This window comes from Nocardiopsis sp. B62 (assembly GCF_018070675.1).
In the GTDB taxonomy this organism is placed as follows: domain Bacteria; phylum Actinomycetota; class Actinomycetes; order Streptosporangiales; family Streptosporangiaceae; genus Nocardiopsis; species Nocardiopsis prasina.
In genome coordinates, this window is the sequence record NZ_JAGPXK010000004.1 from 179,677 (window position 1) to 206,080 (window position 26,404).

Consider the following 26,404-nt stretch of genomic DNA (forward strand, 5'->3'; position numbering starts at 1 on the left):
CGGCGGCCGGGGCCGGCCAAGCGGACGAACCACGCAGGGTCGGGTCAGGGCGCCGCGCCCAGATCATCACCGCCCGGGTGCGGAGCACCGGACCAGACGCCGCTCCGCCCCGGTCCCCGGGACCTCGCCCCGGGTCTCCGGACCGGGCACCCCGAGTGCCCGAGCCGCCGAAGAGGGCACGTACAGGGCATTCACGTCCGACGACCCCAAGGCGCTGGATTCATATCCGATGCCCATGGCGCTCGTGAACCGGGACGCGGGCGCCGACGGTGTCCCCTTCGGGAACGGCGTGCCGCGGTCAGGTACCGGGTACCCCATGAACGACGCGGGCTTTCCAACGGCTTTCCCCTGTGCCCCACGGAGGTTCATCCGTTCCTCTCCGAACCCCGCGAACGTGGGTTGTCCACAGGCCCTCAGCGAAGGAACGTGAATTCTCCGATGATGGAAACGTGGCCGCGTCACTTTCGGTGGTGCGAGGGACGCGGCCACCCCGCCCCCGGGAGACAAGCGAGGACGCCATGACCGTTTCCCCCTCCGTCGCCGACGCCGTCCGTTCCTGCCTCGACTGGGCTCACCAGACCCGCCCCGCCCGTCGTGTCGACCCACGATTCCTCACCCGGCTCCTCACCGTCCACGGCCACGTCCGATCCGATCCGACCGACTGGGACCGCGACGACGTCACCCGGGTCGTGCTCACCCTGTCCGCCGGGGGCTCACTCCCCGAGGACTTCCGCACCACCTGGCTCACCTGGTGCGACCACCTCGTGGCCAGGGGGTTGCTCGGCCCCGAGGAGAGTCCCCGGGCCCTGCGCGCGGCGGTGGAGGAGGCCCGCCCCCTCCCCTGCGATCAGGCCCCCTGGTCGGGGACCGTGGACGGCGCTCCGTGGTGGGGGCGGCTCTGGGAGCCGGAGGACCTCCCTCGAGTACACCTGGTTCCCGCCGAGTACTCGGCCCCCGCTGCTCGCGCCTGCCCCGTCCTGGAGCGGGCGCTGCGCCTGACCGCATGGGTGGGCACGGGCCTGCCCCTGGCCGAAGGGGTCGAGGGGGAGAGCCTCACCGACCACACCGTGGACGAGGCCTCGGCGCACCTGGGGTTGTCCCGCCAGGAGGTGGCGCGGCTGTTCGTGGTCGCCCTGCGTGCCGGGTTCCTTCGGACCACCTACACCGAGGTCCGTCCGGCCGCGGCGGCCCGGAACTGGGAGGACGACGCCCGGGTCGTCCTCTCCTGGGTCCGGGCGCTGCCCGCGATGGTGGCGGAGCACGGCACGCTCGGACTCCGCGTGCTCGGGGAGCTGTTCACCTCGGGCGGCGTGTGGACGGTCCCCGACCTGGTGGAGGCTCTCGCCCCGTGGCCCGCCCCGGCGGCTCCGGCACCCCCGGTCCCGGCACCGAGGGGCTCGGCGTCGGGGGAATCGGTGCCGCTCCGGGAGGAGCCGCTCCCGACCCCGGAGGACCGGGTCGTGGCCGCGGTGGCGACGCTGGTCCACGTGGGCGCGGTGGAACGCCTCTCCGACGCTGAACTGCGCATCACTCCCCTGGGTGACCAGGGCATGGCCCACCGGTGGCGGCGTTGGGGGATCACCCTGCCCGGCTATCCGCCGACCGGGGCCATGACCGCCCGGGAGCTGCTGCTCCAGCTCTGGGAGGGGCGACCCGTGGACGCGCGGGTCCTGGGACGCGCCTGGATGGCCGAGCGCGGTGTCCGAACCGGTGCCCGCCAGCTGCTGGAGGTCTGCGCCGAACTCGGCTCCTGGCGTCAGCGGCTGGACGTCTTCCGGCTCCTCGACGGCGTGGAGGACGGCTTGGGTGGGGTGTTGGAGGACTACCGGGACCACCCCGTGCTGGGCGGCTGGATCGCGCACGCCCGCGACGACCCCGGCCGTGTTCGGCTGGAACAGCTGGTGGTGGTCGTGCTGGACACCTACGCGCTGCGGGTGGAACTGGGCGCGCCGCTGCCCGCCGACGCCCCGGTCTGGCGCGACCCCGAGGCGGTCACGGGGCTGATGTGGCGCTCCGGCCACCCGGCAGCCGACAGCGTACTGAACGCGATAGCCCTGGGGGCGTTGGGCCCGGACGCCGCGAGGGCCGCCCGCCGCGCCCGGTTCGGCACCGTGGGGGTTGGCCGCTGAACTCCCCGGTACGCAGCACCTCCTCGGCGCACGGGTTCCCGTGCCCGCCGATGTTGGGCGGCGTCAGCCGCTGGCTGGTTCACGGCCTCGGAGAGGACCGCGTCCCTCCAGGGGCGGGTCGGTGGTCTCCCACCCCGGGACGGTAGCCTCGGGACGCCTTACCACCGTCGAAGGGTCACTCCATGAGTCGCAACGTGCTGGTCACCGGTGCCGCCAGGGGAATCGGGAGGGCGGTGGCGACCGCCTTCGCGCAGGGCGGCGACAGGGTCGCCGTGCACTACGGCTCGCGGCGCGAGGAGGCGGAGGCCACCCTGGCGGGGTTGCCCGGGGAGGGGCACGTGCTGGTCGGGGCCGACCTGCGTGATCCCGAGGCCGCGGCGGCGTTGGTCGAGGAGGTGGTCGAGCTCCTGGGCGGTGTGGACGTGCTGGTCAACAACGCCGCGGTGAACGTCGCGCACCCGGTCGCCGACTCCTCGTACGAGGAGTGGCGGCGGGCCTGGCGAACGACCGTCGACGTCAACGTGTTCGGGGCGGCGGACCTCTCGTACCTGGTCGCACGGAACATGATCGACCGGGGCCACGGCGGGCACATCGTCAACGTCGGCTCGCGCGGTGCCTTCAAGGGCGAGCCGGACCACCCCGCCTACGGCGCCAGCAAGGCCGCGTTGCACGCGCTGGGCCAGTCGCTGGCGGTGGCCCTGGCCCCGCACGGCATCACGGTGGCATCGGTGGCGCCCGGGTTCGTGGAGACCGAGCGCGTCTCGGCTCGGCTCACTGACGAGGTCCGGGCGCAGAGTCCGTTCGGCCGGGTGGCCGCGCCGGAGGAGGTCGCCTCCGCCGTGCGCTACCTCGCCTCACCGGAGGCCGCCTGGTCCTCGGGGACGGTTCTGGACGTCAACGGCGCCTCCCACCTGCGCTGAGCCCGCGAATCCACACTGCTGCTTCCAGGAATCCAGGACAGGCAATCCCGGACAGATCGTTAACGGAACCCCAAGCCGGGTTTTTCCACCGACCTTCCCGCTTTGTCCCGCGCCCGAAAGCCCCTTTCGACTGCGTTCTCCCCACGATGTCCCCGAAAACGCTCCACGGCCCCCGCTCCCGCTGTAAAAGTGAGAGAAACTCAGAGCGAGGAGAAGTCGGGGGCACAGATGTCATCCCACCATCCGGAAGCGCCGTCCCACCGCAGATTCGCGGCCCGTCCGGTGTCCCTCCTCCCCACCGAGGCACTCGCCCACAGAGCCCTGTCCAGCCGTCTCCTGCGCTCCGCCGTCGACCTCGCTCGCTGGTGCGGCCCGGTCACCCCCGTGGACGTGGACGGCGTCCCGGACCCGCACGACGTACGCGCGGCCATCGAGAGGTTCGGACTGTGGCCGCGGGGCCTCAGCCGAGACAGGGAACGACGCGAGGCCTGGGCCGAGGGAATCACCTGCGTGACCCAGGCCGAGGAGTTCATGGTGGCCTGGCGCACCGCCCAGCACCTGGGCATGATCGAGTGCGAGACCGGCCAGGCCCGCCCCGCCCCGGAGCTGGAGCGTTGGCTCGGCTCCCCCGGCAGGGTGCTGCGCTGGTGGACCCTCGCCTTCCACTCGTGCGTCGAGCAGTCACTGCGGGGTATCGCCAGACTCGAACCCCACACCACTCTGGCACGCCTGTACGAGTCGCCCAACGGCGCGCACGTACCCCTGCGCCTGGTCACCCAGGAGGTCCTGCCCGCCCGCGAGGCGCACTACCTTCCCGCCCGCTGCCCCGCATGGAGCACCCTCCTGCTGACCCGGGCACTGTGGCAGCTCAGCGACACCGGAGCGATCTCCCTGGGCTGGCACGGGCCCCGCTCCGAAGGCCCGCACTCCCCCCGCGCGGCACCGACCTGGGTGGAACTCACGGACCTGGGCCGGTTCGGCATCCGGCAGATCATCCTGGCCGAGGAACGGCCCGCGCCCCTGACCGAGGAGTTCATCCGACTCGACGCCGACGAGTTCCTGGACGCCCTGGCTGACTTCTCCTTCGACGGCCAGCTCGTCGCCCTCACGGCGTGGCTGGACTCGCGCACCCCCGAACAGGCGCTGCGGGAGATCGTCACCGTCTCCTCCGGACCCGGGCTGGCCCTGCGCCGGTGGAACGCCACCATGGCACTGGGCACCATCAGTTCGCGAGTGGAACCACAGCTGTACGCCCTGCTTCGCAGCGGGGACCCGACCCTGGCGAGTCTGGCGTCGGTGGTCCTGTTGGCCTCGCGCATGCTCTCGGAGAACGAACGGGCGAGGCTGACCTCCGAGTTCGGCCACTGGACCGCCATCGACATGTTCGCCGCCGCCACCTGCCTCGGTGAGACGGGACTGAAGTCTTTCCTGGTCTCGGAGGCGGCCGAGGGCATCGACCGCTTCCTGCTCGACGATGTCGCCCGGCTCTGGCGGCCCGAGCACCCGGACACGCGCTCCGTCCTGCGCATGCTCGGGCAGCACCATCCGGACCCGTCGATCGCAGCCAGGGCACGGGCCGCCTCGGCCCATGCCCCGCTCAGGACCCAGGGCCCCTGATCGGGTCCTACGCGACCGGAACCTGCTCCTGGCCCCGCTCCGCCCGCTGCTCCTCCTTGCGGCGCCTGCGCCGCAGCACCACCAGGCCGAAGAAGAGCGAGGCCAGCATCGTCGCGGCCATGATGGCCAGGAACCCCCATGGTCCGACCAGCGGGCTGACGATCAGCGGGATCGCGGCGGCGGTGACCAGACCACCGCCGAAGAACGGTTCGAACACCAGCTGCTTGTACCCGAACGCGGGGTAGGCGGGTGTGCGCACCTCGGGGTCGACCACGCGCATGAGCACCATGCCGGTGGCGGTGACGCCCAGGGACTGGCCGAACTCGCCGATGCCGCGCTCGAACCAGTAGTTCGGCATGATCCTCGGCGCGAGGAACAGGAAGGCGAACAGGCACCAGAGGATGCCCGCGATGGAGAGCACCGCGAACGCGGCGATGTTGTCGGCGATGGCCTGGAGCGACAGGGTCGCCATGGCGGCGATGACCAGCACGTCCAGTGACAGGCCCTGGATGCGCTCCACCGACTGCTCGTCGACGATGTCGTTGCGGTCGAACCGGTCGATGAACAGCTGCACGATGATGCCGCCGATCATCGCCAGCGGGAACAGCGGAACGTAGGCCATGATCTCGATGGTGTCGGCCCACACGAGCTGCTCGACCCACTGGAGGGCGGACAGGATGAGCTGACCGATGATCACCGCCAGGGCCACCAGGCCGAAGTGCAGGGTCAGCGGGTCCATGGACGACGGGTGGATCGTCATCATCGATCCGGCGGTGCGCTTCTCCCGCTGGACCAGACCGGCCTGTTCGAGATCGGAGCCCTTGTTGTCGGAGCTGATCACGCTCGTCTTGCCCCGCCGGGCGCCCCAGTTGATCAGGATGATGCCGATGATGACACCGGAGAGCAGACCGATGGTGGCCATGCCCAGCGCCAGGTCCTGGCCCTCGGCCCAGCCCACCTGCTCGAAGGTGTCGCCCAGGCCGGCGGCGGTGCCGTGTCCGCCGAGGAAGCCGATCTCGATGAGCGCGCCCGAGATCACGGGGACCCCGAAGAACGGCGCCAGCACCAGCAGGGCGAGCAGCAGACCGATGACGTACTGGCCGCTGGCCACGGTGATGCCGAACGACAGGTTGGGTCCGGCCAGGTCGATCGCCTCACGCATCTTCGGCATGCGTTTGCCCAGGAAGAGGCTGGCGAAGACCACCGAGATGAGGAGCCCGGGCAGCGAGGCCCACACGGACATGATGTCCACACCGAAGAGCCCGCCCTCGGCCGCGCGCTCGGCGAACCCCTCCGCTATGCCCCGGTCGGCCAGCAGTCCCATGGCCCGCCCGAAGAGGTCGGGTCCGAGGAGCAGCGCGATACCGCCGCCGATGATCGAGCTCGGCAGGTACAGCTTCTGTGTCAGCTTCCACCGGACGCGGACGAGCTTGGAGATCAGAAGCAGCACCCCCAGAAGGAGGAGCGCCAGACCAACGGTGTCAGGGGACATGTCTACCTCTCAGTACGGTCCCGTGGGCGTGCGGGGGCACAACAGACGTGCCTCAGAGCGCACGGAACCCGTAAGAGGGCACACGGACGCACGGGGGCTGTTGCTGGGTGGTGGATCGCGAACGAAAGTGGCCCAATGACGCGAACGCACAGGGAATCCTACACAGGGTCACGAAGGTTCCGACCCGCCCTCGGACCGGCCGGAAGACCCCGGCTACCCACGAGTAGACGGTGCTGGCAGAGCATTCCATTCCCTACGGGGGAGAGGGGAAAAGCGGAAAGCGCCGTGGTTGGCGCGTTCACGCACAGTCAACCCCTCGTTCGCCCCCGCGAGGCCGCCGGGCGGTACCCGAATCACTCTGGCCCACACACCGTGACCGTCCGCGATCTCGGTGAGGATGATCATGCTCTCTCCGTGCCCGCACCCCCTCCGAACCATTCCGGACCGAAGAGTTCCCCCGCCGCCTCGCGCAACTCCCGGTGCCGGGTCTCCTCCGGCCCGACCAGACCACACCCGGCCCGCGCACGGCCGCTCTCCGGTGGCGGGCCCCCGGACCCACCACCGTCCTGGCCCCACCGAGCCCGCCGACGGGATCGAGCGCCTTCGGTCCCGTTCTCCTTCACACGGCTCCCGATCCCGGATTCCGGATCAGGATCACCCGCCCGCCGGGACCGCCGACCTTCGTAGCCCTCGCCCCGCCGTGCCCGTCCGGTCTCCCCACGCCCGTCCCCCGTCTGCTCCTCAGCGAGGCCCCTCCCAGCCTCAAGCCCCCCATCGGGACCCCCCTTCGGCGCCCGCCCGGAACCGTCTGAGCGTTCGTCGTCCGTGGGAGCCAGGCCCAGCCCACGGCGGACCGCCGCCACCGTCCCCGGGCTCCCGTGCGGCCAGGCCTCCCACCGGCCACGGCAGTGCCGGGACAACGCGCGGCCGACCTCGGTGGTCGCACCGCCGAAGACCGCCCCCAGCAGTTCCGCCTCCCTCAGCGCCCGCAGAACACGCCCCACGGTGTCGGGTTCGGCCTCCACCGACGGCTGGTACCAGGTGACCGCCGAGACCAGCCACCGCGCCCCCGTGAGCGGCTCCCGCCCCTCGGCTCGTTCGGCCAGCAGCCGGTGACCCACGACTCCGGTGCTGGTCCCCCAGGGCAGGTCGTTGAGCGCGCAGGCCAGGGCCCAGCGTGTCCGGGCCCGGCCGGACCGCACCCTGGAGAGGGCCCCGCCCTCCGGTGCCGGCCACCACAGCGCGGCGTCCTCCGTTCCCGCCCAGGCCTCGGCCAGCGCGGAGAGCCTGGTCTCGGTGTCGAGGTCCCTCCACGCGGCGGCCTGTTCGGACGGAACCACCCGGCCGAGGTGAACGGTGAGGAGTCCCAGGACCGCACCGGCCTCCAGCCAGACCCTGGCCAGGTCCTCGTCGCCGTCGGCCACCCGGGCGAGCCGCCGCCGCTCCTGCTTCATGAGCAGGCCGTCCACGCGCAACCTCGGGGGGCGCTCGGCGACCGCCTCCAGGAGCCGGACGTCCGCCCCGGCCAGGGCGGTCAGCGCCGCGCGTGAGCCCTCGGCCACGTCGGTGCCTCCGCCCGGCATCATTCGGTCCACGGGCACCCCCACGACCGCCTGCGGCGCGGGTTCGAACGGCCAGGGGTGGGCGCCCCGCACCGCCAACGCCACCTCCCTCGGCATGACGAGTCCGTCACCGGGGTGTTCCGGGGGCAGCAGCAGACCGTGTTCGAACATCCAGTCCAGGTCGGAGTCCCCGGTGCCGTCCGCCGGAACGCTGAACGGCTCTCCGGCTCCCCTGGTGAGGAAGGTCCGTGCCTCGGTCCCGAGGAACGCGTGGCCGAGCAGCAGGTGGGCGACATCGTGCCGCGCGGCGTGGCACAGCTCCACGACGCGTTCGGGTGCGCCCAGCACCTCCTCGATCCCGTCCGTGAGGGTGGCGCGTTCCCCGGTGGGGTCCAGTCCCAGGGTCAGGGCGACCCTGCGGACTCCGGCCAGGTCGAGCCAGCCCAGGCCCTCCCGGACCGTGGGCGGGACGTGAGGCAGGCCGAACTGCTCGATGGCGTCGTCGGGAAGGTGGTATCCGTCCCGCCCGTCCGGCCACATCAGCGCCAGGTCCACGAGGTCCGCGACAGTCTCCTCCGCCCGGACCCGCGCCAGCCCGGGGCGGTCGGCGTCCAGTCTCGCCAGCAGCGTCTCGTGCTCCACCGGCCCGGGCACCCTCTCCCACGGCGCCCCCTGGTCCGCCCTCGTCTCACGGAGGCGTTCGCGGTCCTCCACCACGCCGACCGCCGCGTAGAGCACCTGGTGGTGGGCGAGGGTCAGGCGTTCGAAGGCCCCCGGGCGGTAGGCCAGGATCGGTAGCAGGTGCAGGAGGGTCAGGGGTGTGGCCCGCGCGTACCGGACCACCCCCTCCGTCAGGGTGGTGAGGAGGACGGCGACCCGTTCGGCGGTCATCGATCGGACATGCGACTCCAGCGCGGTGCGACGGTCCATTCCACCAGCCTAGACATGACCCGTCCTCGCCATCGGACCCGAACCGCGTTCTGTGGACAACCACCTCCCGGGTTCGTACCGATCTGCGCGAACCGCCCCGCCACCCCGCGCGGGGGCGGTACAAGAGGGGTTCACGAAGACCTGCGGAGACTCCCCCCGTACCGAAGTCCGCAGACGAACACCCGAAAGGAAACCGGGAGCGGACATGCCCTCTCATGACCCGTCGAACCCGGAGCACCCACCCCTCGCCGCAAGGCCCGTGTCACTGCTCCCCGCCCACGCCCTCGCCCGGATGGCGCTGGACTCCCCACTGCTGTGCGACGCCCTCAGCCTGGCTCGCTGGAGCGCCCCGGGCACCCCGGTCACTCGGCACGGGGTGCCCGGCATCGACGACGCCCGGACCGCCATCACCCGGTTCGCACTCTGGCCGCCCGACCTCCCCAGCCTCGTCACGGAGCGCGCCACCTGGCTGGGCGGGCTCCATTCGGTGGCCGATGTCGCCCACTTCGTCGTCCCCTGGTCCGCGGCCCTGCGCCTGGGCCTGGTGGAGATCGACGACGCCCACGCCCGCCCCGCACCGGGACTCGAACTCCGAGTGCGCGAGCCCGAACAGGTCCTGGACTGGTGGTTCCGGGAATTCGAGCACACCATCGAGCACGCCCGGGGCGAACTGACGCGCTCGGAGCCGCCCACCCCCGGCACCACCGGCCCCGACCTGCTCCCCGGGGTCCTGCGCCACCTGTACGAGGCCCCCGACGGCTCCCGCCCGGACCTGGACACCCTTGTGCGTGAGGCGTTGCTCTCCCCGACGCCCCCCGCGACCAGCGCCACCGACCTGCTCCTGCACGTGCTTTGGCAGCTCTCCGACACCGGGGCGGTCGCCCTGGACCACCGCCCCACCCACGCCACGGGGCCGGACGGTCACGGCCACTGCACCGTCGAACTCACCGCGCTGGGCCGTTACGGGGTACGCCAGCTCCTGCTGGAGGTGGGCATCCACGCCCCGTTGGTGGACACCCTCGCCGAGGCCAGCGCCGCGCGCTTCCTGGACGCGCTGTCGGTACTGCCCGTCGAGGAACGGCTCTCCGAGGCCGGGCCCTGGTTGGACCGGCGCGGTCCCGCCGAAGCGCTGCGGCAGATCAGCGCGGTCGTCCACGGGCCCGGCGTGGCCCTGCGCCGCTGGGTCGGCACCCAGGTCCTCAACACCACGAGTTCCGAACTCGAACCCGAGCTGCGCTCCCTGCTGTACTCACCGCGCCCCGCTGTGGCCAGCATGGCGGCGGTGGTCCTGCTCTCCTCGGGAATGCTCACGCAGCGAGGCATCGACCGGGTCCTGGGCGAGCACGGACCATGGGTGGTGATCGACATGATCGCCGCGGCGATCACCCCCGACAACGCTGACCTGCCGGAGTTCCTGTCCGCCCAGGGCACCCCGGACGTCGAGCGGACCGTGTTGGAGGACCCGGATCCGGTCCGGCTGAGAGCGCACCCGGACACTCTCCCCGTCCTCGATGCCCTGTCCCGCCATCACCCCGATCCGGACACCGCCTCCCGGGCGGGCGAGCTGGCCCGGCGCCTGCGCGAACTGCGCTGACCGCCGGGCCCGCGTCTCAGCCCCGACGCGCCAGGGAGTCGACGAGGGGGACGAACTCGTCGTCCGAGGTGTGCAGGGTGACCGACCTGGTCTCGTGGTCGAGGGTCATCCCGACCGGTCGCAGGTCGAGCGGCTCCCCCAGGGCGCGGTCCCGTGACCCCGGGTGCCACCAGTACAGCTGCGGGCTGATCGGCTTCTCGGCGTCCTCGACGAACCGCCGAGCGAGCTGGCCCAGGTGGTCCATCCCCGCGATCGGGTGTCCCTGACCGAGCGGGTGGGCGAGGATCACCTCGGGTACGGGGAAGGCCACAAGGACGCCGTGCGGGGCCTCACCGACGAACCGGTCCAGCGCGTGCGCCTGCGCCGCGACGTACGGGTGCTGGGCGCCGAGGTGGACGATCCTCGCCCCGCTGAGCTCGTGTTCGCTCGCCTCCACGGGCTCCTCCAGCGCGCTGGCGACGGCCTCGGTGAACACCTCGGCGTCGGGGCGTCCGGACCGCTCGTGGGTCACCCGCGACAACGGCTGGAGTGACTCGGGGCTGTCGATGACCACCGTCTGCCACAGGCCGGGGGCGATCTCCCGCGCCAGGAGCTGTTCCGGTACGTCCTCGGGGAAGGCGCTGGCAGGGTAGAGCCGGACTTTCAACCGCCCGGAGGCGGGGGTACTCACCGCCTGGTTGTTCCGCGTGGCCTGGGCGAACTGTTCGAGGGCGGCGCGGGCGAACGCGGAGGCGTGCTGGTTGACCTGCTCGGGGGTGGCCCCCTCCACCCCGGAGCGGAAGGAACCGATGTCCGTGCTGATACTCGGGCCGTCGGGGAGCTGGACGACCAGGGTGTTGATTCCCTGGAAGGAGGCCTGCGCGCCGACCTCGTGGAAGGCGTGACGGAGCGCGGACACCACCACGGCGCCGTCGGCGGTCAGGGCGGAGAGGATGCCCTGTTCCCGCGCGCTGTCCAACAGGTGGTTCGCGACGCTCGCGGCGATCCCGGACCTGGCCTCGGCGGAGCTGACGGCCGCTCGTTCGAAGGTCTCCCGCAGGTCGCTGTCCGGGAGTGCACCGATCCCGGGCACCTGCAGACTCACGCTGGTGGGAGGTGTGTGCTCCGCGCTCAGGCCGACCTCCCGGCAGGCGGCGGCCAGGTCGGCGCCGAAGTCCGCGTACAGGCGGTCGAGATCCTCCGGCCGGGCGCGCTGCAGTTGAGCGCTCCACCACTGCGGCAGCGTGTCCTCGCCCCGGGGGTAGCGGCGCAGCTCCTGGAGGTAGGCCACGGGCGCGACGTCCTCGGGGAGACCGGGGTCGGTGTCGTGGTTGTACTCGGCGCGGAACTTCCCGGGGGCCTCGAGCGAGAGCGTCATGGACAGCCAGGTGCCCTTCCCGGCCTCGTGGAAGAGGTCCTTCAGGGCCAGGGCTCCCTGCGTGGCCTCCGGAGGCGGGGGGAACTCCAGGACCGAGCCGTCGGTGCTCGCCGCGACCACGTCCTCGTGGGAGAAGCCCCCCACCCGCCAGAACCCGTACGTCACGTTCTGCCAGTTCTCCGGCATGATCGCGGCCAGGCTCGCGGCGATGGACTCCAGTGTCTCGCCCTGACGCACCGGGTCGGGGATGCCGCTGGTCTCGGGGGTGTGGGACGACATGTCAGGCTCCGGTCGGTCGGGGGGTGTTCACGGTTCCTTCCTACCGTGTCGAACCGACGGCCGTCCGGCGTCCGGCCCTACAGGGCGTCGAGGTAGACCCAGGCGCCGTCGTGGCGCAGGAATCGGCTGTGCTCGTGCACCAGCCCCGCCTGGCCGTCCTCCCGGTAGTGGGCGCGGAACTCGACGGTGCCCTCGTTGTGGAACGGTGTCCCCTCACCGGTACCGAGGATCTCCAGCCCGACCCACTCGGTGGCCGGGTCCAGCCCGACCTCGGCCGGGCGCGTGTCCGGGTGCCATGAGCGGAGGAGGTGGGCCTCGTCGCCGACGGCGAAGGCGCTGTACCGCGAGCGCATGAGGTCCTCGGCGGTGGCGGCCTTCGCGGAGCCGTCGTGCAGCCTCCCACAGCACTGGCCGTACGCCCGGGTCCTGCCGCAGGGACAGGGCTGGTCGGCGGACAGGGGTGGCTGGAGGCGTGGGCGCTTGGACATACGTCCATTGTGACGGCCGCCCGCCACTCGATGGGCCCGGCCGGGGCGTGGACCGGTCGGGTCGTACCGGGGCGCTACGGTCGCGGGATGCGACGAGATCCCCTTGAACAGCGGTCCCTGGACGCGGTCCTGGGCGACACCGGTCGTGCCCGAAGAGAGTTCGATGACGCGCACGCGTGGCTGGTGCGAGCGCTCGACACCCACATGAACCCGGTTTCGGCGGAGGTATGGGCCTTTGACCGCGAGTTCGGGCACGTGCTCCTGGTCCGGCACCGCTGGCGGGACTGGGTCTGCCCGGGCGGTTCGGTCGACCCGGGTGAGAGCCCCAGGGCGGCGGCTTCCAGGGAGTTCGCTGAGGAGACCGGTCTGCGGGCCCTTGTGTCGGTCGTACCGACCGCAGCGTGGGTGCGCTCCTACCGCGCGGACTGGGAGCCGACTCTCGGTCTGGCCTACACGACGGTCCTGGACCGGGCCCTGCCCCTGGGTGGGGAGGCCGGTCAGCCTGCGGCCTGGTTCCCGCTGGACCGTCCCTGGGAGGGCGCGTTTCCGGAGGACCGGGAGCGCATGGCCGTGGAGGCCCGGCGTCTGCGGGTTGAGCGGACGTCCGTGCCGGGAGAGGGGGCCGACACGGGCGGCCGACCGGTCTACTGACCGGGGCGGTTGGGGTGGCGTGGGTCAGGGGGCGGGAGCGAGCGGGGAGGTGGCCCGTCATCGGGTGCGGGGCGTGGACGGGGGATCGGGAGTACGTTTCCTGTTCGCGCTTCGATGTCCATCCACGGGGACCGTACCCAGAAGACTGGCGGGCACAAAACACGAAATCGCCTTTTCCTCGCGATCATGCCTTTTTCGATGCCTCATTCCGGGGACTCCCAGGAACGGTTCCAGGAGGTCAGGACGGGACGCCCGTGTTCCGTTCCGAGAGAGCTGACCGAACCCGTGTCGAGACGGAAGAGAGCCCCTCCCGAGGGCGGCAGCCCGAGCCTTCTGGCGGTCAGGACGCGCAGGAGGTGGCTGTGGGCCACCAGGACGACGTCGCCCCTTTCCAGCGCCGGGGCGAGGTGGTCGAGCACCCGGTCGGCTCTCACGCCCACCTGTTCCGGGTCCTCACCGGGGAACCCGTTCGCCCCCGGCGGCACCCCGTCCGTCCACAGGTTCCAGTCGGGCGTCTCCCGGTGGATCTCGGCGGTGGTGATCCCCTCGTAGGCGCCGTAGTCCCACTCCACGAGATCGGGATGGGTGTCAGCGCCCACGAGCCCGGACAGTTCGGCGGTGCGCACCGCCCGACCCAGCGGGCTGGTGAGCACGAGCGCGAACTCCCGGTCCGCCAGCATCGGGCGCACCGCCCCCGCCTGGCGCTCGCCCTCCTCGGTGAGGGGAAGGTCGGTACGGCCGGTGTGCCGACCCACCCTGCTCCACTCGGTCTGCCCGTGCCTGACCAACACCAGTTCACCCATCCCGGTTTCCTTCCCGGCACACGGCCAGCGCATTCTCACGCGATCGAAAAGCCTCCGAAAGCAACATCTCCGAAAAAGCAACGTTAACCCAGACAAAAAACGACTGCCCTCTCCGAAAAGGACCCCCATCCCACGCGGGGATAGGATTCGAGGCGATTCACCAGCACGAACGCGGAACCCACCCCCGGGAGGAAGAAGAGAAATGCCCACCGTTGATTGGAATCGCCGGACCTGGGGAGGTACGCACACCTGGGAGCAGAGCGGTGACGAATGGGCCCACATGGCCGCGTACTGCGGTCAGCCCTACGAGGAGTGGAAGGCCGGGCTGGTCGAGGAGCTGCTCGCCCCGGGGGCGACCCGGGGCACCTCCCTGGAGATCGGTCCGGGACACGGCCGCTGGACCGAGCACCTGCTGGAGCACTCCACCCGGGTCTGGATCGTGGACGTCAACGAGAGCTGTCTGGACCGCTGCCGTGAGCGGTTCGAGGGCCACCACGGTCTCGACGTCCACCACACCCGCGGGTACTCGATGGACCCGGTCCCCGACGCGTCGATCTCGTTCGTCTGGTCCTTCGACGTCTTCGTCCACCTGGACCCGGACGTGATCTCCGGGTACCTCGGCGAGGTCGCGCGTGTGCTGGAACCGGGGGCGAGCGCGGTGATCCACCACGCGGGCAAGCCCGACTGGTCGCTGCGCCTGGCCCCGGTGAACCGCCGGGCGGGCCGCCCCGGCAGGATCGCCCAGCGCTGGCTGAGTCAGCGCCGGTGGCGCGACGACGGCAACCGCTCCGACGTCTCCCCCGAGGCCTTCGCCGACTGGGCCCGGGAGGCGGGACTGGAGGTCACCGGGCAGCGAACCTCATGGGGCCCCGAGGGCCAGTACACCGTCGACAAGTACCGAGACTGCGTCACCGAGCTCCGCAAGCCCGTGTAGGCGCACCCGTCCCGGGGAACGAACACGGGGCCCCGGCCACTGTCCTCCAGTGGCCGGGGCCCCGTCGCGCTCGTCCTGTCGACTAGGCGGCGTCGGCGGCGCGCTTGGCGACTCGCTCCGCGCGCAGTTCACGGGCCTCGTCGGGGTCCAGGACCGGGGCGGCGGTGAGCAACTGCCTGGTGTAGTCGCTCTGCGGATTCTCGTAGACGGAGTCGCTGTCACCCATCTCCACGATCTCGCCCTTGCGCATGACCGCGACGCGGTCGCTGACCTGGCGCACCACGGCCAGGTCGTGGGCGACGAAGATGTAGGTGAGACCGAAGTCGTCCTGAAGCTCCGAGAGCAGGCGCAGCACCTGGTCCTGGGTGGACACGTCCAGCGCGGAGACGGGCTCGTCGCAGATGATGAGCTTGGGCTTGAGGATCAGCGCGCGGGCGATGGCGATGCGCTGGCGCTGGCCTCCGGAGAAGGCGTGCGGGAACCGGTTGTAGTGGTTGGGCTCCAGACCGACCCGCTCCAGCAGCTCCTGCACCTGCGAACGGATCTTCTTCCCGTCCCGCTCGCCCTGCACGCGCAGGGCGGTGCCGATGCTCTCGCCGATGGTCAGGCGCGGGTTCAGCGACGAGTAGGGGTTCTGGAAGACCATCTGCACGTCGCGGCGGAGCGGGCGCAGCCCGCGCTCGGGCATGTGCGTGATGTCCCGGCCCTCGAACTCCACCGTGCCCTCGGTGGGCTCCAGCAGCCGCATGACCATCCGGGAGAGCGTGCTCTTGCCCGACCCGGACTCACCCACGACGCCGAGGGTCTCGCCCTTGTACAGGTCGAAGCTCACACCCTTGACCGCCCAGAAGTCGGTTGCCCGGCCCCACGTCCCACCGCGCACCCTGAAGCGCTGGGCCACGTCCCGGACCCGCAGCAGCGGCTCCTCCTCGGTGGAGGCGGGCACGAAGGCCTCGAAGTCACCCGGCTTGGTGACGGTACCCTTGCGCTTCTCCCGCTCCACCCGGTCGACCCGGTCCTGCGCGCGGCGCTCGGCCCGTGACATCTCCACGCGCGGAACGGCGGCCAGCAGCGCCTGCGTGTAGGGGTGCTCGGGTGCGGACAGCACCTTGCGCACGTCGCCGCGCTCCACCGCCTGGCCGTGTCGCATGACCACGACCTCGTCCACGGAACCGGCGACGACGGCGAGGTCGTGGGAGACCAGGATCAGCGCCATGTTGAGGTCGCGGCGCAGCTCGTCGAGCAGGTCCAGGATGCGCGCCTGCACGGTGACGTCCAGGGCGGTGGTGGGCTCGTCGGCGAGCAGCACCTTGGGGTCGCACATCAGACCCATGGCGATGACCACGCGCTGGCGCATGCCGCCGGAGAACTCGTGCGGGTAGGAGTTGATCCGCTTGGCGGGCTCGGGGATACCGACCCTGTCAAGCGCCTCCACCGCGCGCTCCCTGGCGGCGGCCTTGCCGGCCTTGGGGTGGTGCACCAGGTAGGCCTCGACCAGCTGGTTGCCGATCGTGTACTGGGGGTGCAGCGACTGCATCGGGTCCTGGAAGACCATCGCGATGTCGTTGCCCCGCATCGACCGCAGCTTCCTGTCGGTCGCGGTCACCACGTCCTGGTCGGCCACCTCGATGGACCCGGTGATCTCGGCGCGGCTGCCCCGGTGCAGACCCATCAGGGCCAGCGAGGTCACGCTCTTGCCGGAACCCGACTCACCCACGATGCCCAGCGCGCCACCGGCGGGCACCTCGAAGGAGAGACCCTTCACCGCGTGGACGTCGCCGTCCATCGTCGGGAAGGTCACCCGCAGGTCATCCACGCGCACGACTGCGTCAGAGGCAGCCGATGCCGGTCCGGTCGAGGCCATGTCACATTTCCTTCAGTAGAGCTGGTCTGGTTCAGCGCTCGGCGCTGGGGCGTGTGCGGCGCGCCCTACCTGGCGATGCGCACCCGTGGGTCGACGACCGGGTACAGGAGGTCGACGATCAGGTTGCAGACGACGATGAACACCGCGCCCAGGAGCGTGACGCCCAGGACGACGGGCAGGTCCTTGGACACGATCGAGGTGATCGCGTAGGCACCCACGCCGTTGAGGGAGAACACCGTCTCGGTGAGGATCGCGCCGCCCAGGACCATGCCGATGTCCAGACCCAGGATGGTGACGATGGGGGTCAGGGTGGGCCGCAGGGCGTGCTTGAAGATCACCTTGCGCTCGCTCAGACCCTTGGCCCGTGCGGTGCGGATGTAGTCCTCGTTGAGGGTCTCCAGCATGCCCGCTCGGGTCTGCCGCGCGTACTGGGCGGCGTGCAGGAACGCCAGCGTCACCCAGGGAAGGAACATGACCTGGAACCAGGCCACCGGGTTCTCGGTGAACGGCACGTAGCGCGACACCGGGAACAGACCCCACTCGTGGACCAGGAAGGCCAGGGCGAGCAGACCGGTGAAGTAGATGGGCAGGGAGACGCCGATGAGGGCGACGCCCATGGCCAGGCGGTCGAAGATGCTGCCCCTCTTGACAGCGGAGAGCACGCCGACGGCCACACCGCCGATGACCCAGATCACCGCGGCGCCGAGGCCGAGGGACAGGGTGACGGGGAGGCGGTCGAGGAGCTGCGGCAGCACCGGGGAGTTCGTGGTGAAGGAGTACCCGAGGCACGGGGCCGCGCACTGCACCGTCTCCCGGCCGAAGGTGAACTCCTGGCCGAGCAGCAGCGTGCGGATGAAGTCGTAGAACTGGACCGCGACGGGCTGGTCGAGGCCAAGGCGCTCCACGGTGGCGTCGAGCGCCTCCGGGGTGGGCGCCTTGCCCACGTACATCGCCGCCATGCCGTGCGGGGTGACGCCCGCCCACCTGGGCAGGACGTAGAAGATCCAGAAGGTCACCGCCGTGACGACGGCGAGAAGCAAGAGACCCGCACCAAGGCGGCGGAGAACATAATTCAGCATCGCGGTCGGCGGCGGGGACACCCGAGGGATCGCCTCGGGCTCCCCGCCGCTTTCACCTGCCTTCTCGTACTAGTTCAGGCTGGTAGTTCGGGACCTAGCCCCGGTCGACGCCCAGCGCCATGAAGTCGTACATCATGTACGCGGGGTGGTAGTAGGCGTTGGTGAGCTCGTCGGAGCGGTAGATCAGCGTCTTGTCGAAGACCACCGGCAGGATGGCGGCGTTCTCCATGACGAGGGTGTCGATCTGGGTGTACAGATCGGCGCGCTCGTCCGGGTCCTCGGTCTTGAGGGCGTCGTCCCAGAGGCCGTTGATCTCGGGGTCGTCGAGCTCGGAGGTGTTGAAGTTGCCGGTCTCCATGATCGCGTCGCCGTGCGTGATCTTGGAGGCGAAGCCGTAGCCGGTCGGCCAGTCCGGGCCCCAGCCCGAGACGCTCAGGCCGATGTTGTTCTCACGGACGTAGTCCTGCGAACCGGCGTACTGGCCGAAGAAGTCCCCGGACGGGAACGACTTGATCTCGACGTCGATGCCGACGCGGGCCAGCGACTGCTGGAGAGCCTCGGCGGTCTGGACGTCCTTCTCACGCTCGGTGCGGACCGCGATGTTGGTCTTGAAGCCGTCGGACTCGCCGCACTCGTCGAGCTTCTCCTGGGCCTTGTCCAGGTCACCCTTGTCGTCAGCGGACGAGTACAGGTCCGAGTCGGTGTTGGAGCCCGGGATGGCCGGGGGGAGCAGGGTGGTGGCGAGGTCACCACCGGTCGCGCCGCCCCAGGCACGCCACATGCTGTCGCGGTCGGCGGCGTACATGATCGCCTGGCGGCAGGCCACGTCCTCGATGATCGGGAGGTGGATGTTCACGTAGCGCAGGGCGCCGGAGAACGGGTTGTCCAGGTTGCCCTGGGCGCTCTCGTCGTCCAGGAGGCGGGCGTTCATCGCCGGGCCCACGCCGGTGCCGGCGAGGTCCACGTCGATCTCGCCGCTGAGCAGGCGCTCGTCGATCTCGTCCTGGGAGACGCCGATCTCGACCTCGATGCGGTCGGGCAGGGCCTGACGGACGGGGTCGGTGTCGGAGTCCCAGTGCTCGTTGCGCTCCAGGTTCAGCTTGACGCCGGGCTCGTACTGACCGTCGAACTTGTACGGGCCGGAGGAGAGGACGTTCTCCTGGTACAGGGCCTCGCGGTCGGCCTCGATCGGCACCGGGGCGGTCTGCGGCTGGGTCAGCACGTTCGGGAACTCGGAGAACGAGTCCTTGAGGTGGAAGACCAGGGTGTGGTCGTCCGGGGTCTCGATGGAGTCGAAGCCCGCGAGCGGGTCGTCACCGTTGTCGTAGACGTTGTGGTCGTCCTGGTCCAGGTGGGCCTTGAAGTACTGCGGGCCCTCGGTGAACACGCCGCCGTTGAAGTTGGCGCGGGCGATGCCGTACTTGATGTCCTGGGCCGTGATCGCAGTGCCGTCCTCGTACTTGAGGCCTTCCTGGATCTTGACGGTCCACTCGGTGAAGTCGTCGTTGGGCTCCGGCAGATCCACGGCCATGTCGGGGATCAGGTCGGTGGCGTTGTCGCCCGGCTCGGGGTTGAAGGCGAGGAGCGTACGGGCGTAGTAACGGGAGAAGTTCCAGTTGAACGCGTAGTACGTGTTGCCCGGGTCGGTGGAGTCGAAGTCCGCGGCGAGCGCGTACTTGAGCGTGCCGCCGGCCTTGTCCGAGGCGTTGACGACCTCGGTGGAGCCGAGGTCGAAGCTGTCGGCCGAGTCGGAGCCGCCGCCGGTGGCGGCGCCGCCGCAGGCGGACAGGAAGAGGGACGCCGCCGCGCCGAGCGCGACGAATCCGAGGGTGCGCTTCATCAAGGAAGTACCTCTCTGAACCTGGTATGGGGATGGTCGGAACATGGGTTGACCGGACTTCTGAGCGGCTTGGGAGACGGGCCTCCCCGCTCGGGGTCGGGTCAGTCCGAGGTCCGGGGATCGAAGGCGTCGCGCAGGCCGTCACCGAAGAGGTTGAACGCCAGGACGGTGATGAAGATGGCCAGGCCGGGGAAGATGATGAAGTAGGGCGCCGTCTGGTAGAAGGGCACCGCTTCGGAGAGCATCTTGCCCCAGCTCGGCGTGGGCGGGTTGATGCCGACGCCGAGGAAGCTCAGGGCCGCCTCGAACAGGATGTTCGTGGGGATCAGGAGCGTGGAGTAGACGATGATCGGCGTGACCAGGTTCGGCAGGATCTCCTTGAAGAGGATGTGCCGGTTGCTGGCGCCGAGGCTCTTGGCCGCCTCGACGAACTCGCGCTCGCGCAGGGCGAGGGTCTGTCCGCGGACGATGCGGGCGATGTAGGGCCAGTTGAAGAACCCGATGATGAAGACGATGACGCCGATTCTCAGCCCGTTGCCGGTCAGTCCGAAGACGCCGTCGGGGATGACGCCGACGAGGGCGATCGCGAACAGCATCAGCGGGAAGGCCAGGAAGATGTCCATGGCTCGGCTGATGACGGTGTCGACCCAGCCACCCATGTAACCGGCGATGATGCCGAGCAGGGTGCCCAGGGCCACGCACACCAGCGTGGCCAGGAAGGCGACCAGCAGTGAGATCTGGGCGCCGTAGAGGATACGGCTGAACAGGTCACGACCGGTGGTGGGCTCGACGCCCAGCAGGTGGTCGGAGCTGATCCCGCCCCAGCGGTCGATGCCCGCGTCCGGGTTCTCGGGGTCGAGGTAGGGGACGCGACGGCTCGGGTCGATCAGGTCCTGGTGGAACTGGGTGGGCGGGTGCCCGAACAGCTTGACCAGGAAGGGCGCGAAGATCGCGGCCAGGATGAGCAGGATCACGACCAGGCCGGAGACCATGGCGACCTTGTCTCGGCGCAGTCGTTGCCAGGCGATCTGCCTCAGGGACCGATTGTCGGCGTCGCTGCGACCCGGGGCCGACGCGCCGGGTTCCGAGTCGACCGGTTCGGTCGTCTCAGGGGCATGCGAGGGCGCGCTCATCAGGCCACCACTCTCCACTCATGCTTCTGGCCGAGGGGACTGATCCCACGCGTGAGCCACTAGGGGGTGACCCTTCCAGGTCTCACGGTGGGGCCGGCCGGTTCTCGACTCTGGCTGGCGTGGGCGTTGGACCGACGGGGCGAGAGGATGGCCCGTCTCGTCGGTACTGGCACGTGACGCGCCCAACCGTTGAGAGGTTGGGCACAACCACGGACCTTTCCGCCCGGGATGTTACACAACGACCAATTTACTCGCCCTTTGAGCGCACGTCGTCCAAAGTCTGCCTGTGTAGCCAAAACGTAACAAACGCTAACAAACAACCCATATGGCCACTAAAGACCGCAAACCACGCATTCATCGGACGACCGGGGCTGAGCAGGGACAAGACCGGAACCGCGCCCGGCCAACGATACGACCAAAACACCGCGAACCAACCCGATACAGGGGTTCTATGGCAAGTGCTATGAAACCGTGAGTGTCCGCCGCATTCCCCTACGTGAACCACGCCACGCAGGGGTGCGTCCAGCGCCACATGGCGGGGTGCGCGTTGGCGGACACGACCGCGCGCACGGAAAGAGGGCGGTCCCGCTCTGGCGGGGCCGCCCTCGTCGTCGCGGAGGGGGTGGGCTACTCGATGCCGCGCTTGCGCAGCATCGCCTCGATGTCATCGAAGTCGTCGTCGGCCGCGGGCGCCTTGGCCTGCTTCGGGGCACCGACCTGGCCCGCCGGGGCCGGCGCGGCACCCGCCGCGGGGGTGTCCCCGCCCTCGGTCCTGGCCCGCGCCTTGTCCTCGGGCCGCGCACCGGGCCTGACCCCGATGCCCTTGGACTTCATGAAGCCCGAGACCACGTACAGGACCACCATGAGCACGGCCAGCCCGAGGCCGACCCACGACTGGAGTTTGAAGGCCATGGTCAGCAGGATGCCGAGCACGCCGAGGACGAACTGCAACACCACGTCCATCAGCAGGAGGAGGCCCGCGATCACGGGCAACAGCGACCAGGCGACGCCGCGCAGGCCGTAGGCCGCGCCCTTCCTCCGCCACACGAAGTAGGAGATGACGAAACCGACCACCGTCAGGGCCGCCCCCAGCCCCATACCGACGTTCTCACTCAAAGTCTCAGGCATGCGCCCAGTCTCCCATCCCGCGTCCCCACGCACATCCGGCCGATCCCCTAGGGCGTCCACCGGCGGGGACGGCGCCCGGAGCCGTGCGGCCCGGCGCCTCTCCCCGCTCCCCCACGCTACCCACCCCTGAGCGGGTCACCAAGGGACCGATCGCCCGCGGGGCGGCTGGCCCCGCGGGGAGGGCGGGAGTCCGCAGGTGAGTACGGGCTGCTCAGGCTTCGGAGACCAACGACTCCAGCCACGCCAGGTCGACCCCGACCAGGCTGTCCCTGAAGACCACGCCCTCGCGGGGTGCGACCTCGACGTGGTTGGGGATCGCGACGGTGACGCACCCGGCGTCGGCTGCGGAGGTCACCCCCACCACCGAGTCCTCCACTGCCACACAGCGCCTCGGGTCCACGCCCAGGCGGCGGGCGGCCCTCAGGTACGGGTCGGGATGGGGCTTGTTGGCCTCCACCTCGTCGCCCGCCACCGAGTCCACGAAGCTCTCCAGACCGATACCGCCGATGGCCGTCTCGATCAGGGTGCGTTCGGTGGAGGTGACCAGGACCGCCGGGACCCCGGCCTCGGCGAGCATCGTCACCAGTTCCTTGGCGCCGGGGCGCAGGTCGGCCCCGCCCTCCAGCTTGGCGCGGAAGCGGTCGTAGAGCATGTCCGCCACCTGGCGCGGGGTGAGGTGGTCCGCCCCGGTCAGCTCGATGATGTAGCGGCCCACCGGCTCGGCGGCGTTGCCCACGTTGGCCTCGTGGTCGACCTCGGTCCACTCGCCGCCCAGTTCGGCGACCAGCTCGGCCTCCGCCTCACCCCACAGGTGCTCGCTCTCGATGAGGGTGCCGTCCATGTCCAGCAGGACGGCCTGGAGTCGGCGTTCCACCGGGGCGTCGGTCTCGGTCAGTTCGGAACTCACTGTGCTCAATTCGCTCATCTCGACTCGTGGCGTGGTGGCGGTGGTGCTGACCCCCATGGGGAGGGCCCCGCCGGTGTCCGTCATCGGCGGGGCCCACACCTTGGCTGGTCAGACGTTGAAGTATGTCGCCTCTGGGTGATGGATGACGATCGCGTCGGTGGCCTGTTCGGGGACGAGCTGGAACTCCTCGGACAACGACACCCCCACCCGCTCGGGCGCCAGCAGCCGCACGATCTTGGCACGGTCCTCCAGGTCCGGGCAGGCGCCGTACCCCAGCGAGAAACGGGCGCCCCGGTAGCCGAGCTTGAAGAACGCGTCCAGCTCGGCGGGGTCCTCCCCCGCGAAGCCCAGCTCGGCGCGGACCCGGGTGTGCCAGTACTCGGCCAGGGCCTCGGTGAGCTGCACCGACAGCCCGTGCAACTCCAGGTAGTCGCGGTAGGCGTTCTTCTCGAACAGCTCAGCGGTGGCCCGGCTGATCGCCGCGCCCACCGTCACCACCTGGAAGGAGACCACGTCCAGCTCACCCGACTCCTTGGGCCGGAAGAAGTCGGACAGGCACAGGTGCCGGTCCCGGCGCTGGCGCGGGAACGTGAACCGGGTGCGTTCGGTCCCGTCCTCGTCCAGCACGACCAGGTCGTCGCCCTCGCTGTAGCAGGGGTAGTGGCCGTGCACGACCGCCGCCTCCAGCAGGCCCTCGGTCTGGATGCGGTCCAGCCACATCCGCATGCGGGGGCGGCCCTCGGTCTCCACCAGTTCCTCGTAGCTGGGGCCGTTGCCGCCACGGGACGCCTTGAGTCCCCACTGCCCCATGAACGTGGCGCGTTCGTCGAGGAAGGCGGCGTAGTCGGCCAGCGGGATGCCCTTGCTGATCCGGTCACCCCAGAACGGCGGGGTGGGCACCCTGTTGGTCGTGGAGACGTCGCTGCGGGCGGGCATCGCCTCGGGTTCGGTGACCTTGAGGGTGGCCCCGCGCCGGACCCGGCGCTGGCGCAGTTCGGGGAGCTTGGCCCCCTCCTCGCCGCGCTTGACCGCCATGAAGGTGTCCATCAGGCGCAGGCCCTCGAAGGCGTCCTTGGCGTAGCGCACCTCGCCGCCGAACATCTCGGCCAGGTCCTGCTCCACGTAGGAGCGGGTGAGGGCGGCGCCGCCCAGGAGCACCGGGAAGCGCTCGGAGATGCCCCGGGAGTTCATCTCCTCCAGGTTCTCCTTCATGATCACGGTGGACTTGACCAGGAGTCCGGACATGCCGATCACGTCGGCCCGCCTCTCCTCGGCCGCCTCCAGGATCGCCGACACCGGCTGCTTGATGCCGAGGTTGACCACCTCGTAGCCGTTGTTGGACAGGATGATGTCCACGAGGTTCTTGCCGATGTCGTGGACGTCGCCCTTGACGGTGGCGAGCACGATGCGGCCCTTGCCGTCGTCGTCGCTCTTCTCCATGTGCGGTTCGAGGTAGGCGACCGCGTTCTTCATGACCTCGGCGGACTTGAGCACGAAGGGCAGCTGCATCTGCCCGGAGCCGAACAGCTCGCCGACCGTCTTCATGCCCTCCAGGAGGGTGTCGTTGACGATGGCCAGGGCCGGGCGCTCGGCCAGCGCCTCGTCGAGGTCGGCCTCGATGCCGGTGAGCTCGCCGTCGATGATCCGGCGCTCCAGGCGCTCCCACAGCGGGAGGGCTGCCAGTTCCTCGGCGCGGGAGGCCTTCATGGCCTTGGCGTCGACGCCCTGGAACATGTCGATGAACTCCGACAGGGGGTCGTAGTCGCCCTCACGCCGGTCGAAGACGAGGTCGAGCGCCACCTTGCGCTGGTCCTCGGGAATCTGGTTGATCGGCACGATCTTGGAGGCGTGCACGATCGCCGAGTCCAGGCCCGCCTGGACGGCCTCGTGCAGGAACACGGAGTTGAGCACGATCCGCGCGGCCGGGTTGACGCCGAAGGACAGGTTGGACAGACCCAGAGTGGTCTGCACCTCCGGGTAGCGGGCCTTGAGCTCGCGGATGGCGTTCAGGGTCTCGATGCCGTCTCGCCGCGTCTCCTCCTGCCCGGTGGTGATGGGGAAGGTGAGGCAGTCGATGACGATGTCACTGGTGTTCAGCCCCCAGTCGCCGGTGATCTCGTCGATCAGGCGGCTGGCCACCCGGACCTTCCACTCGGCGGTGCGGGCCTGACCCTCCTCGTCGATGCACAGGCCGACCACGGCCGCACCGTGCTCCTGGGCCAGCCGCATGATGCGGGTGAAGCGGGAGTCGGGGCCGTCGCCGTCCTCGTAGTTGACCGAGTTGACCACCGCGCGCCCGCCCAGGGCCTCCAACCCGGCCTCCAGGACCTCGGGCTCGGTGGAGTCGAGCATGAGCGGCAGGGTGGAGGCGGTGGCCAGGCGCGAGGCCAGCTCGCGCATGTCGCGCACGCCGTCGCGGCCCACGTAGTCGATGTTGAGGTCCAGCACGTGGGCGCCGTCGCGGATCTGGTCGCGGGCGATCTCCACGCAGGCGTCCCAGTCCTCGGCCAGCATGGCCTCACGGAACTTCCTGGAGCCGTTGGCGTTGGTGCGCTCGCCGACCGCCAGGTAACTGGAGTCCTGGCGGAAGGGGACGCTCTGGTACAGGGAGGACGCGGCCGCCTCGACCAGCGGCCTGCGGGTCTTCAGGCCCCGGCCCTGGACCCGTTCGACGACCTGGCGCAGGTGCTCGGGGGTGGTGCCGCAGCAGCCGCCGACCAGGCTGAGCCCGAACTCGGCGGTGAAGGTGTCGTGGGCGTCGGCCAGTTCCGCCGGGGAGAGGTTGTAGACCGCCCCGTTGGGACCCAGCTCGGGCAGGCCCGCGTTGGGCATCACCGAGATGGGGATGGGCGAGTGGTGCGACAGGTAGCGCAGGTGCTCGCTCATCTCGGCGGGACCGGTGGAGCAGTTGAGGCCGATGACGTCGATGTCCAGCGGGGCCAGGGAGGTGAGGGCGGCGCCGATCTCCGAGCCCATGAGCATGGTGCCGTTGGTCTCGATGCTGACCTGGGCGATGATCGGCACGTCCCGGCCCAGGGCCGCGCGGGCCCGCCTGGCGCCGACCACGGCGGCCTTGACCTGGAGCAGGTCCTGGCAGGTCTCGATGAGGATGGCGTCGGAGCCGCCGTCGATGAGCCCGTGCGCGGTCCGCTCGTAGTAGTCGCGCAGGAACGTGTAGGGGGCGTGGCCCAGCGTGGGCAGCCGGGTTCCGGGACCGACCGAGCCCAGCACGTAGCGGGGCTGGTCGGCGGTGGAGTGGGCGTCGGCGGCCTCGCGGGCGATGCGCGCCCCGGCCTCGGCGATCTCGTAGGTGCGGTCCTCGATGCCGTACTCGTAGAGGCCGCCGTAGTTGGCGGAGAAGGTGTTGGTCTCCACACAGTCGGAACCGGCCTCGAAGAAGGCGGCGTGGGTGTCCCGGACGATGTCGGGCCGGGTCAGATTGAGGATGTCGTTGAGGCCCTCGTGGCCCTCGAACTGGTCGAGGTCGAGATCGTGCGCCTGCAACATGGTGCCCATCGCCCCGTCCGCGACGATGACTCGCTGGGACAGTGCTTCACGGAACGTCCGTCGATCTCTCATGTTCAGCAACTCTAGTCTCGGGGCCCCGCGGGAGCCCAGCTCGATCCCGGTGATGCTTGGCACGGGGACCTGCGGCGCTGGGCGGACCCACGGCGCGGGGCGGGGCGGGGTCGGCGTC

General features: G+C 70.4%; 18 protein-coding genes. 6 read left to right on the plus strand and 12 right to left on the minus strand.

Annotated elements, in window-relative coordinates:
• The first annotated feature begins 518 nt into the window (after positions 1 to 518).
• The 3 genes from KBX21_RS06560 to KBX21_RS06570 all read left to right on the plus strand — a co-directional run bounded on the left by KBX21_RS06560 (position 519) and on the right by KBX21_RS06570 (position 4,666).
• Positions 519 to 2,129, plus strand: coding sequence for a hypothetical protein (locus KBX21_RS06560; protein ID WP_210841327.1), 1,611 nt, complete (start codon positions 519 to 521; stop codon positions 2,127 to 2,129).
• A gap of 182 nt (positions 2,130 to 2,311) precedes the next feature.
• Complete coding sequence (locus KBX21_RS06565) at positions 2,312 to 3,049, plus strand: SDR family NAD(P)-dependent oxidoreductase (protein ID WP_210841328.1); 738 nt, start codon at positions 2,312 to 2,314, stop codon at positions 3,047 to 3,049.
• A 228-nt stretch (positions 3,050 to 3,277) separates the two neighbouring features.
• The gene (locus tag KBX21_RS06570; protein ID WP_049577813.1) at positions 3,278 to 4,666 is read left to right on the plus strand and encodes a hypothetical protein; all 1,389 of its coding nucleotides are present in this window, start codon (positions 3,278 to 3,280) and stop codon (positions 4,664 to 4,666) included.
• 7 nt (positions 4,667 to 4,673) lie between these two features.
• On the opposite strand, the gene KBX21_RS06575 is transcribed toward KBX21_RS06570, so the two are convergent.
• Positions 4,674 to 6,158: a sodium/glutamate symporter gene (locus KBX21_RS06575; protein ID WP_049577810.1), complete on the minus strand. Its 1,485-nt coding sequence runs from the start codon at positions 6,156 to 6,158 to the stop codon at positions 4,674 to 4,676.
• A gap of 401 nt (positions 6,159 to 6,559) precedes the next feature.
• Entirely contained in the window at positions 6,560 to 8,650 is a 2,091-nt protein-coding gene (locus KBX21_RS06580; RefSeq protein ID WP_247665329.1) for a hypothetical protein, read from the minus strand.
• Between the two features lie 205 nt (positions 8,651 to 8,855).
• Here KBX21_RS06580 and KBX21_RS06585 point away from each other — a divergent pair, with 205 nt between their 5' ends.
• Complete coding sequence (locus KBX21_RS06585) at positions 8,856 to 10,244, plus strand: hypothetical protein (RefSeq protein WP_247665330.1); 1,389 nt, start codon at positions 8,856 to 8,858, stop codon at positions 10,242 to 10,244.
• Between the two features lie 16 nt (positions 10,245 to 10,260).
• On the opposite strand, the gene KBX21_RS06590 is transcribed toward KBX21_RS06585, so the two are convergent.
• Positions 10,261 to 11,880 (minus strand): antitoxin YezG family protein, encoded by a 1,620-nt coding sequence (locus KBX21_RS06590; RefSeq protein WP_247665331.1) that lies wholly within the window; start codon positions 11,878 to 11,880, stop codon positions 10,261 to 10,263.
• A gap of 77 nt (positions 11,881 to 11,957) precedes the next feature.
• Positions 11,958 to 12,368, minus strand: coding sequence for a YchJ family protein (locus tag KBX21_RS06595; RefSeq protein WP_049566560.1), 411 nt, complete (start codon positions 12,366 to 12,368; stop codon positions 11,958 to 11,960).
• A gap of 87 nt (positions 12,369 to 12,455) precedes the next feature.
• Between KBX21_RS06595 and KBX21_RS06600 the strand changes: the two genes are divergently transcribed.
• Positions 12,456 to 13,019 (plus strand): NUDIX hydrolase, encoded by a 564-nt coding sequence (locus tag KBX21_RS06600; RefSeq protein WP_210841329.1) that lies wholly within the window; start codon positions 12,456 to 12,458, stop codon positions 13,017 to 13,019.
• Between the two features lie 203 nt (positions 13,020 to 13,222).
• Here the strand turns inward: KBX21_RS06600 and KBX21_RS06605 are convergent, their stop codons facing one another.
• On the minus strand, positions 13,223 to 13,822 hold the full coding sequence (locus KBX21_RS06605; RefSeq protein ID WP_049566557.1) for a histidine phosphatase family protein: 600 nt from the start codon (positions 13,820 to 13,822) through the stop codon (positions 13,223 to 13,225).
• A gap of 202 nt (positions 13,823 to 14,024) precedes the next feature.
• Between KBX21_RS06605 and KBX21_RS06610 the strand changes: the two genes are divergently transcribed.
• On the plus strand, positions 14,025 to 14,756 hold the full coding sequence (locus KBX21_RS06610) for a class I SAM-dependent methyltransferase (protein ID WP_210841330.1): 732 nt from the start codon (positions 14,025 to 14,027) through the stop codon (positions 14,754 to 14,756).
• Positions 14,757 to 14,838: 82 nt separating this feature from the next.
• Here KBX21_RS06610 and KBX21_RS06615 read toward each other — a convergent pair whose 3' ends face one another.
• The 7 genes from KBX21_RS06615 to metH all read right to left on the minus strand — a co-directional run bounded on the left by KBX21_RS06615 (position 14,839) and on the right by metH (position 26,286).
• Complete coding sequence (locus tag KBX21_RS06615; RefSeq protein WP_210841331.1) at positions 14,839 to 16,620, minus strand: ABC transporter ATP-binding protein; 1,782 nt, start codon at positions 16,618 to 16,620, stop codon at positions 14,839 to 14,841.
• Positions 16,621 to 16,685: 65 nt separating this feature from the next.
• Positions 16,686 to 17,699, minus strand: a complete 1,014-nt coding sequence (locus KBX21_RS06620; protein WP_049566548.1) for an ABC transporter permease — start codon at positions 17,697 to 17,699, stop codon at positions 16,686 to 16,688.
• A gap of 94 nt (positions 17,700 to 17,793) precedes the next feature.
• The gene (locus KBX21_RS06625; RefSeq protein WP_049566544.1) at positions 17,794 to 19,542 is read right to left on the minus strand and encodes an ABC transporter substrate-binding protein; all 1,749 of its coding nucleotides are present in this window, start codon (positions 19,540 to 19,542) and stop codon (positions 17,794 to 17,796) included.
• 98 nt (positions 19,543 to 19,640) lie between these two features.
• A complete protein-coding gene (locus KBX21_RS06630) occupies positions 19,641 to 20,672 on the minus strand; it encodes an ABC transporter permease (protein WP_049566541.1) in 1,032 nt (343 codons plus the stop codon).
• Between the two features lie 627 nt (positions 20,673 to 21,299).
• Positions 21,300 to 21,770: a hypothetical protein gene (locus KBX21_RS06635; RefSeq protein ID WP_049566538.1), complete on the minus strand. Its 471-nt coding sequence runs from the start codon at positions 21,768 to 21,770 to the stop codon at positions 21,300 to 21,302.
• Positions 21,771 to 22,011: 241 nt separating this feature from the next.
• Entirely contained in the window at positions 22,012 to 22,725 is a 714-nt protein-coding gene (locus tag KBX21_RS06640) for an HAD family phosphatase (protein WP_049566593.1), read from the minus strand.
• A 90-nt stretch (positions 22,726 to 22,815) separates the two neighbouring features.
• Positions 22,816 to 26,286: a methionine synthase gene (gene metH / locus KBX21_RS06645; protein WP_082206257.1), complete on the minus strand. Its 3,471-nt coding sequence runs from the start codon at positions 26,284 to 26,286 to the stop codon at positions 22,816 to 22,818.
• Positions 26,287 to 26,404 lie beyond the last annotated feature (118 nt).

What these genes read in the sequence shown, in the direction of transcription:
- KBX21_RS06585 (WP_247665330.1), top strand. Translation starts at nt 8,856, where the DNA reads ATGCCCTCTCATGACCCGTCGAACCCGGAGCACCCACCCCTCGCCGCA.
- KBX21_RS06575 (WP_049577810.1), bottom strand. Translation starts at nt 6,158, where the DNA reads ATGTCCCCTGACACCGTTGGTCTGGCGCTCCTCCTTCTGGGGGTGCTG.
- KBX21_RS06605 (WP_049566557.1), bottom strand. Translation starts at nt 13,822, where the DNA reads ATGGGTGAACTGGTGTTGGTCAGGCACGGGCAGACCGAGTGGAGCAGG.
- KBX21_RS06560 (WP_210841327.1), top strand. Translation starts at nt 519, where the DNA reads ATGACCGTTTCCCCCTCCGTCGCCGACGCCGTCCGTTCCTGCCTCGAC.
- KBX21_RS06620 (WP_049566548.1), bottom strand. Translation starts at nt 17,699, where the DNA reads ATGCTGAATTATGTTCTCCGCCGCCTTGGTGCGGGTCTCTTGCTTCTC.
- KBX21_RS06580 (WP_247665329.1), bottom strand. Translation starts at nt 8,650, where the DNA reads ATGGACCGTCGCACCGCGCTGGAGTCGCATGTCCGATCGATGACCGCC.
- KBX21_RS06615 (WP_210841331.1), bottom strand. Translation starts at nt 16,620, where the DNA reads ATGGCCTCGACCGGACCGGCATCGGCTGCCTCTGACGCAGTCGTGCGC.
- KBX21_RS06640 (WP_049566593.1), bottom strand. Translation starts at nt 22,725, where the DNA reads ATGAGCGAATTGAGCACAGTGAGTTCCGAACTGACCGAGACCGACGCC.
- KBX21_RS06630 (WP_049566541.1), bottom strand. Translation starts at nt 20,672, where the DNA reads ATGAGCGCGCCCTCGCATGCCCCTGAGACGACCGAACCGGTCGACTCG.
- KBX21_RS06590 (WP_247665331.1), bottom strand. Translation starts at nt 11,880, where the DNA reads ATGTCGTCCCACACCCCCGAGACCAGCGGCATCCCCGACCCGGTGCGT.
- KBX21_RS06610 (WP_210841330.1), top strand. Translation starts at nt 14,025, where the DNA reads ATGCCCACCGTTGATTGGAATCGCCGGACCTGGGGAGGTACGCACACC.
- KBX21_RS06600 (WP_210841329.1), top strand. Translation starts at nt 12,456, where the DNA reads ATGCGACGAGATCCCCTTGAACAGCGGTCCCTGGACGCGGTCCTGGGC.
- KBX21_RS06635 (WP_049566538.1), bottom strand. Translation starts at nt 21,770, where the DNA reads ATGGGGCTGGGGGCGGCCCTGACGGTGGTCGGTTTCGTCATCTCCTAC.
- KBX21_RS06565 (WP_210841328.1), top strand. Translation starts at nt 2,312, where the DNA reads ATGAGTCGCAACGTGCTGGTCACCGGTGCCGCCAGGGGAATCGGGAGG.
- metH (WP_082206257.1), bottom strand. Translation starts at nt 26,286, where the DNA reads ATGAGAGATCGACGGACGTTCCGTGAAGCACTGTCCCAGCGAGTCATC.
- KBX21_RS06570 (WP_049577813.1), top strand. Translation starts at nt 3,278, where the DNA reads ATGTCATCCCACCATCCGGAAGCGCCGTCCCACCGCAGATTCGCGGCC.
- KBX21_RS06595 (WP_049566560.1), bottom strand. Translation starts at nt 12,368, where the DNA reads ATGTCCAAGCGCCCACGCCTCCAGCCACCCCTGTCCGCCGACCAGCCC.